Annotated in this window: 5 protein-coding genes; 1 reads left to right on the top strand and 4 read right to left on the bottom strand. The window is 62.9% G+C overall.

Features of this window, described 5'->3' with window-relative positions; genetic code table 11:
- The coding region (locus ACOZK4_RS25190; protein WP_421594415.1) for a M23 family metallopeptidase at positions 1–1,880 on the top strand (1,880 nt) is incomplete at its 5' end.
- A gap of 51 nt (positions 1,881–1,931) precedes the next feature.
- On the opposite strand, the gene clpB is transcribed toward ACOZK4_RS25190, so the two are convergent.
- From clpB to prfA, 4 genes are all read right to left on the bottom strand, one after another.
- Complete coding sequence (gene clpB, locus ACOZK4_RS25185) at positions 1,932–4,538, bottom strand: ATP-dependent chaperone ClpB (RefSeq protein WP_421594414.1); 2,607 nt, start codon at positions 4,536–4,538, stop codon at positions 1,932–1,934.
- A 254-nt stretch (positions 4,539–4,792) separates the two neighbouring features.
- Entirely contained in the window at positions 4,793–5,482 is a 690-nt protein-coding gene (locus ACOZK4_RS25180; RefSeq protein ID WP_421594413.1) for a DUF4167 domain-containing protein, read from the bottom strand.
- Positions 5,483–5,812: 330 nt separating this feature from the next.
- On the bottom strand, positions 5,813–6,685 hold the full coding sequence (gene prmC / locus ACOZK4_RS25175) for a peptide chain release factor N(5)-glutamine methyltransferase (RefSeq protein ID WP_421594412.1): 873 nt from the start codon (positions 6,683–6,685) through the stop codon (positions 5,813–5,815).
- Positions 6,682–7,764, bottom strand: a complete 1,083-nt coding sequence (gene prfA / locus ACOZK4_RS25170) for a peptide chain release factor 1 (RefSeq protein ID WP_421594411.1) — start codon at positions 7,762–7,764, stop codon at positions 6,682–6,684. Before prfA ends, prmC begins: the two co-directional genes overlap by 4 nt.
- Between the last annotated feature and the right edge of the window lie 3 nt (positions 7,765–7,767).

Here is a 7,767-nt window from a genome sequence, read left to right as displayed (position 1 = left end):
ACCGCCGCGAGATTTCGCTGCGCTGGCTGTCCGGCACCTTCCTGACCGGCATTACCTCGTCCATCCTTATGGGCGTCGCGCTCTTTGCCGCCCTCGACGGCCGCCAGCAGCTTGCCATTCCGGCAGAAGCCTATGCGGCGCTCGGAACGCCGAACCAGACGAACAAGACCGGCGAGACGGCCAAGCGCGGCGAACGCGTGCTGGAACCGGCCATCGTCGCCAAGCCCGCCGACAAGAAGATCATGGAAATTTCCACCATGATCCATGACGGCCAGAAGGAAGTGGTGCGACGCCAGCCCTTTGCCCATGTGAAGATGGCACTGGCCGCCAATCATGCGACGACCGAGGACTATCCGCGCTTCGATCCGCTGGCGATCTTCTCGACCAATGGCAAGGATGCGGCGTCAGCCCCGCGCATGGGCACGATCTATGGTTCGGATGTCGAATCCGAAGTGGCCTTGCAGACCGATGCCTTCCCGACTGGCGGCTCGGCGCTCGACTATGCCGACCAGATGTCGATCGAAGAGGTCGAGGAGAATGTGCGCACCAACGGCTCCGTCCTGACGGATGGCGATACGCAGGTCGCGTCCCTTTATTATGTCGACCCGCAGCGCTTCGCCTCCGAAGGATCCGACCTCGACCTTTTGCAGGGACTGACAGCGCGCGTGGTCGAAGAGAACATGAGCGTTTCGAATTTCGATACGGCGACCCCCGACGATACCGAATATGCCGACGACGTCATTCCGGTGCGCAGTGCCGCCGATATTACCGAGATCATGACGGCGGCGGGCTATACCAAGGCCCAGGCCGAAGACCTCTCGGCCTATCTCGAGGGACAGCTCGGCAGCAAGCAGCTGGCCGAGGGCGATGTCCTGCGCATCTGCATTTCGCAGCAGGGCAAGGAAGCGAGCATCGTGCGCGCCAGCGTCTATTCGCGCGGCCGCCATGTCGTAACGGCGGCGCTGGACGATTCCGGCCGCTTCGTCAGCGGCGCCGAACCGCCAGTGCTCGATGCCGTGGCAACCGCCTTCGATGCCGACGACCGGCCAACCATCATTGCTGGCCGCGACCTGCCGCGCGTGTATGACGGCATCTATCGTGCCGCGCTGTCCTATGGCATGGGCCAGGACATGACGGCGGAAATCATTCGCGTTCTCGCCAGCAATGTCGATTTCCAGGCACAGCTTCGCCCGACGGATTCGCTCGAAGCCTTCTTCTCGGTGACCGATGAAAAGGGTTTGGCGACGGAGGATTCGGAAATCCTCTTCCTCGACGCCAAGTTCGGCGATACGGAAACCCGCGTCTACCGCTTTCAGAGCCCGGAAGACGACAGCGTTGATTATTACGACGAGGACGGCAAGAGCATCCGCCAGTTCCTGCTGCGCAATCCCGTTCCGAACGGCACGTTCCGCTCCGGCTTCGGCATGCGCCGTCACCCGATCCTCGGCTTCTCGCGCATGCATACCGGCGTCGACTGGGCAGCCCCGCGCGGCACGCCGATCATCGCGGCCGGCAACGGCGTGGTCGAAAAGGCCGGCTGGGATTCCGGCGGCTACGGCAACCAGACGCTGATCCGCCATGCCAACGGCTATGTCTCGTCCTACAACCACCAGAGCGCCATCGCCAAGGGCGTCAAGGTCGGCGCGAAGGTGCGGCAGGGTCAGGTCATCGGCTTTGTCGGCACGACCGGTCTCTCGACAGGCCCGCACTTGCACTACGAGCTAATCGTCAATGGCAACAAGGTGGATGCGCTTAAAATCCGCCTGCCCGGTGGGAAATCGCTGGAAGGCAAGGCGCTCGCCCAGTTCGAGACCGAGCGCAAGCGCATCGACGACCTGCTCGGCCGCGGCGACCCGACACAAGTCGCCGAAACCCACTAAACAAAAAGCGCGGGCCAAGACCCGCGCTTCGTTTTTTCAGATAGGGCCGATTTAGGCGGCCTTGTTCACCGCCGCATTGCGCGGCGAGAAGAGCAACCGGTCGGAACCGGCGGTCACCTTGACGGTCGAACCATCCGGGATATCGCCGGAAAGGATCTTCTCCGCCAGCGGATCCTGCAGGTGCTTCTGGATCGCCCGCTTCAGCGGACGGGCACCATAGACCGGATCGTAGCCCTTCTCGGCCAGCCAGTGCACAGCCTCTTCGTCAAGCTCCAGAACGATCTTGCGATCGGTGAGCAGCTTGCGCAGGCGCGCCAGCTGGATATCGACGATCGCGCCCATTTCCGACCGCTTCAGGCGGTGGAACAGGATGATCTCGTCGACGCGGTTCAGGAACTCCGGGCGGAATGCCGTCTTCACGACATCCATCACCTGGTCGCGAACCGTATCGCTGTCCTCGTTTTCACCGAGTGCCGTCAGATATTCCGCACCGAGATTCGACGTCATGATGATCATCGTGTTGCGGAAATCGACGGTGCGGCCCTGGCCATCGGTCAGGCGGCCGTCGTCGAGAACCTGCAGGAGCACGTTGAAGACATCCGGATGCGCCTTCTCGATTTCGTCGAACAGCACGACCTGGTACGGCCGGCGGCGGACGGATTCGGTGAGCGCACCGCCTTCCTCATAGCCGACATAGCCGGGAGGCGCGCCGATCAGCCGGGCCACGGAATGTTTCTCCATGTATTCCGACATGTCCATGCGCTGGATCGCCGTCTCGTCGTCGAACAGGAAGCGGGCGAGCGCCTTGGTCAGCTCCGTCTTGCCGACGCCGGTCGGACCGAGGAAGATGAACGAGCCGATCGGCCGGTTCGGATCCTGCAGGCCGGCGCGGGCGCGGCGAACGGCACGGGACACCGCCTGGACGGCATCCCCCTGCCCGACGACCCACTTGGCGAGTTCGTCTTCCATGCGCAGCAGCTTGTCGCGTTCGCCTTCCAGCATCTTGTCCACGGGAATACCCGTCCAGCGGGAGACCACATGGGCGATGTTGTCGGGGGTCACGACCTCCTGCACCATCGGATCGACATCACCGACCTCGTGGCCTTCCGCATCTTCCAGCTCCTTTTCGAGCTTGGGAATGATGCCGTAGGCAAGCTCGCCGGCGCGCTGGAATTCACCCTTGCGCTGGGCAATGGCGAGTTCGTTGCGCAACTCGTCGAGCTGGCGCTTGAGATCGGCGGCGCGGCCGAGCTTCGACTTTTCCGCCTGCCAGCGGGCGGTCAGCGCCGAGGCTTCCTCCTCGATCGCGGCAAGATCGACTTCGAGCTTTTCGAGACGATCCTGCGACGAGCGGTCGGTTTCCTTCTTCAGGGCCTCGCGCTCGATCTTCAGCTGGATGATGCGGCGGTCGAGTTCGTCGAGTTCTTCCGGCTTGGAATCGACCTGCATGCGCAGCCGCGAGGCGGCTTCGTCCATCAGGTCGATCGCCTTGTCCGGCAGGAAACGATCCGTGATGTAGCGGTTGGAAAGCGTCGCGGCGGCAACGAGGGCCGAGTCGGAGATCCGGACCTTGTGGTGCTGCTCGTACTTCTCCTTCAGGCCGCGCAGGATCGAGATCGTGTCCTCGACGGTCGGCTCTTCCACCATGACGGGCTGGAACCGGCGGGCAAGGGCTGCGTCTTTCTCGACATGCTTGCGGTATTCATCGAGCGTGGTGGCGCCGACGCAGTGAAGCTCGCCGCGGGCAAGCGCGGGCTTCAGCAGATTGGAGGCGTCCATCGCCCCTTCCGCCTTGCCGGCGCCGACCAGCGTGTGCATCTCGTCGATGAACAGGATGATCTCGCCGTCTTCCGCCTGCACTTCGGCAAGAACGGCCTTCAGGCGCTCCTCGAATTCACCGCGATATTTCGCACCGGCGATCAGCGCGCCCATGTCGAGCGCCATCAGCTTCTTGTCCTTCAGGCTTTCCGGCACGTCACCATCGACGATGCGCAACGCAAGGCCCTCGGCGATCGCCGTCTTGCCGACGCCGGGTTCACCGATCAGAACGGGGTTGTTCTTGGTGCGGCGCGACAGGACCTGGATCGTGCGGCGGATTTCGTCGTCGCGGCCGATGACGGGGTCGAGGCGGCCTTCACGCGCATCGGCGGTCAGGTCACGGGCGAATTTCTTCAGCGAATCGAAACCCTGTTCGGCGCTTGCCGTATCGGCGGTGCGGCCCTTGCGGATGTCGTTGATGACCTGGTTGAGCTTGACGGCGGTGACGCCGGCCTTCGCCAGGATATCGGACGTCGCAGCGGATTTTTCGATGGCAAGCGCCAGAAGCAGGCGCTCGACCGTGACGAAACTGTCGCCGGCCTTCTTGGCGGCGTCTTCGGCAGTCGAGAAAACCTTGGCGAGTGGCTGCGAGAGATAGACCTGCCCATTGCCGCCGGTCGTTTTCGGCAGCTTGGCAAGAGCGGCGTCATTGGCCATCCGCGCATCGCGCGCATTGCCGCCGGCCCGCTCGATGAGCGAAGCGGCCATGCCCTGCTCGTCGTCGAGCAGCACTTTCAGCACATGTTCGGGCGCAAATTGCGGGTGGCCGTCGGCCAACGCCTTGGTCTGGGCGGATTGCAGGAATCCACGCACGCGTTCGGAGTATTTTTCAATGTTCATATAGGCCTCCAGGACTCGGCCGGCCCTTCAGGCACCGGTCGACGATTTGAAGATAGGCTCCCATCAAGGCGAACCTTTCATGCTTGCGGCGCACCAGCCTTGCGACCGGTCAACCGCCTGAAGCGAATATGGTGGAGAGGATTTCGGAATTAAAGGATCGTCGCAAGCCGCACGAGATATTTTTCCAAACGACCTGCGCAAACGCAAGAACCCGGCGCAAGGCCGGGTTCCTGATGGGTCTAAAACACGCTTCGTTATTCCGAAGCAGGCTCGAGTGCCGGGGAATCGTCACCGGACGATGCACCGTCTTCACCGGCGACCTGGCCTTCGCCACGACGCGGACGGCGCGGACGCGGCGTATTGCTGCGGCGGCGCGGTGCGCGACCGGCGGGTGCTGCGGCTTCTTCTTCGAGCGCCACTTCGGCCGGCGTGCCGTCGATGACCGGCTGCGGGCCGGAGCCATCGATCACGGGCTGTTCGACAACGGGCTTGGGCGCCGGCTTCGGGGCAGGCTTGGCGACAGGGGCTGCGGCAACGGGTGCCGGCTCGTCCGCGGGCATGGAATCGCCATCGTCCTGATCGCGATCATAACCGTCGTTGTCGTCGTTGCGGTCGGCATTGTCGGCGCGCTCGTCACGCGGGTAGCGCTCCTGCATCTGCGCCTGAGCAGCCGCGATGATGCGGTTGTAGTGCTCGGCGTGCTGCAGATAGTTTTCCGCGATGACACGGTCGCCAGCACTCTGGGCGTCGCGCGCAAGCGTGGTGTATTTTTCGGCGATGTGCTGGGCCGTGCCCCTGATCTTCACGTCCGGACCCGAGCTGTCGTAGGTCCGCGTCAGGGGATTGCCGCCCTTGCGGTGGTTGTTGTGGTTATTGCTGTTATTGTTGTTGTTATTATTGTTGTTACGCCCGCGGCCGCGCTTGTTTTGCTGTCCTGGCCTCATATTTCACTCACCTAACGTATCGTGTCTGGATGATCATGTGTCTGCACGCTTGATCCGGCCATGCCAAATCAAGCATCCTTACCCGCGGGCAAACCACGCCGGTGGGTGGTCCTGTCGCCGTAAGACGTCAAATTAACAGGTACCCGCACAGGGCAGTCTTCAACCCTATCAACTCTTCGAGAGAGTAATCCTCGATCGGGGTCACGCAGGAGCGAATCTCTGTGTCATGACCGCTTGCCTAGTGCGTGGCCGCAACCTAGCCCGCTTCCTTCCCAATTCCAAGCCTTTTCTTCACGCCCGCTGAATTTGCTGCGCAGGTGCAGCAAAACCTTAAAAAGCCGGCGATTTTGCAAAGACGAGCGCACGGTCGTTGCCGCCGAGATCCGTCACCGCTTCGATCCGCGCAAAACCCTTTTCGCGCATGATAGCGGTGACCGCATCCTTCTGGTCGTAACCGATTTCGTAAGCCACCAAGCCGTTTTCCCTGAGATGATCGCCTGCACCGGCAGCAATGGCGCGGTAGGCATCAAGCCCGTCTTCGCCGCCATCCAGTGCCAGGATCGGATCAAAGAGCCGGACCTCGTCGTCCAGCATTGCGACCACCGAACGCACGATATAGGGCGGATTTGACACGATGATGTCGAAGGCCCCGGTCACGCCGGCAAACCAGTCGCTCTCAACCGCTTCGAAGCGATCGGCGACACCATTGAGATCGGCATTGCGGCAGGCCGTTTCAAGGGCTCCAGCAGACAGGTCCGCGCCGACACCGGTCGCACCGGGCACGAGATCGAGCAGCGCAAGGCAGATCGCGCCGGTGCCCGTACCGAGATCGAGGATGCGGCAGCCCCCCGTCTCGGCAACGATTTTTTGCGCATAGGGTACGAGCGTATCGACAAGCACCTCCGTATCCGGACGCGGCTCCAGCGTTTCGGGCGAGAGGGCAAGATCGAGCCGGGAAAACGCCCGGCGGCCGAGGATACGATGGACAGGCTCACGCGCCACACGGCGGGCAATGGCCGCGGAGACCGCCGACTGCTCGGCATCATCAAGAACACGAGCACCATCGGTGAAAATCGCCGTCGAGGACAGCTTGAGGATACCGGACACCAGTGCGCGGGCATCCTGCGCCGCATCCGCGATGCCGCCATCCGCCAGCTGACGCCGCGCCGCGGCCAGAACCTCGGCGAGCGTTGCGGCGCTCATCGGCCCTGTTCGCCGAGCTGGGCGAGCTGGCCCGCCTGATAATCGGCCATCAGCGCATCGACGATCTCGTCGATTTCGCCGACCATCATGCGGTCGAGCTTATAGAGTGTCAGGTTGATGCGGTGATCCGTCACGCGGCCCTGCGGAAAATTGTAGGTGCGGATGCGCTCGGAGCGATCACCCGAACCGACCTGGCTCTTGCGGTCGGCGGAGCGTTCGCTGTCGGCGCGCTGGCGCTCGATGTCGTAGAGCCGCGAGCGCAGGACCTGCATGGCCTTGGCCCGGTTCTGGTGCTGCGACTTTTCCGAACTGGTGACAATCAGACCCGTCGGCAGATGGGTGATACGCACCGCCGAGTCGGTCGTGTTGACGTGCTGGCCGCCGGCACCGGAAGAGCGCATCGTATCGATGCGGATGTCTTCCGGGCGGATTTCGATATCGATTTCCTCGGCCTCCGGCAGCACGGCCACCGTCGCCGCCGAGGTATGGATGCGCCCGCTTGCCTCCGTCTCCGGCACGCGTTGCACACGGTGCACGCCGGATTCGAATTTCAGCTTGGCGAAGACGCCGCGCCCGGTGATGGTCGCGATGATTTCCTTGAAGCCGCCCGCCTCTCCCTCGCTGGAGGAGAGAACCTCGACCTTCCAGTTATGGGCGGCGGCGTAGCGCTCATACATGCGGAAGAGATCGCCGGCAAACAGCGCCGCCTCGGAACCACCCGTGCCGGCGCGGATTTCGAGGATGGCGCTCTTCTCGTCCGCCGCATCCTTCGGGAGAAGCAGGATCTGCATCTCCTTTTCGAGGCCTTCGAGTTTTTCTTTCAGCTCCGGCAGTTCCATTTCGGCGAGATCGCGCATCTCGCGATCGGTCGTCTTGTCGTTGAGCAGCGCGTCGAGGTCGGCGATCTCGCCGCTGACCTTCTGGTATTCCCGGATTTTCGTGACGACCGGCTGGAGTTCGGAATATTCCGAGGCGAGCCGCACATAGGTCTCCGAATCCGGACCCGCCGACATGCGTGCCTCGATCTCGCCAAAACGGCGTTCGAGTTCGCGCATCTTTTCAACGGGAAGCTTCGCCACCGT

It is taken from the genome of Shinella sp. M27 (assembly GCF_049199905.1).
GTDB lineage: Bacteria > Pseudomonadota > Alphaproteobacteria > Rhizobiales > Rhizobiaceae > Shinella.
The sequence above is the reverse complement of the archived record's forward strand: the minus strand, read 5'-3'. Positions and strand labels throughout refer to the sequence as shown.

What these genes read in the sequence shown, in the direction of transcription:
- clpB (WP_421594414.1), bottom strand. Translation starts at nt 4,538, where the DNA reads ATGAACATTGAAAAATACTCCGAACGCGTGCGTGGATTCCTGCAATCC.
- ACOZK4_RS25180 (WP_421594413.1), bottom strand. Translation starts at nt 5,482, where the DNA reads ATGAGGCCAGGACAGCAAAACAAGCGCGGCCGCGGGCGTAACAACAAT.
- prmC (WP_421594412.1), bottom strand. Translation starts at nt 6,685, where the DNA reads ATGAGCGCCGCAACGCTCGCCGAGGTTCTGGCCGCGGCGCGGCGTCAG.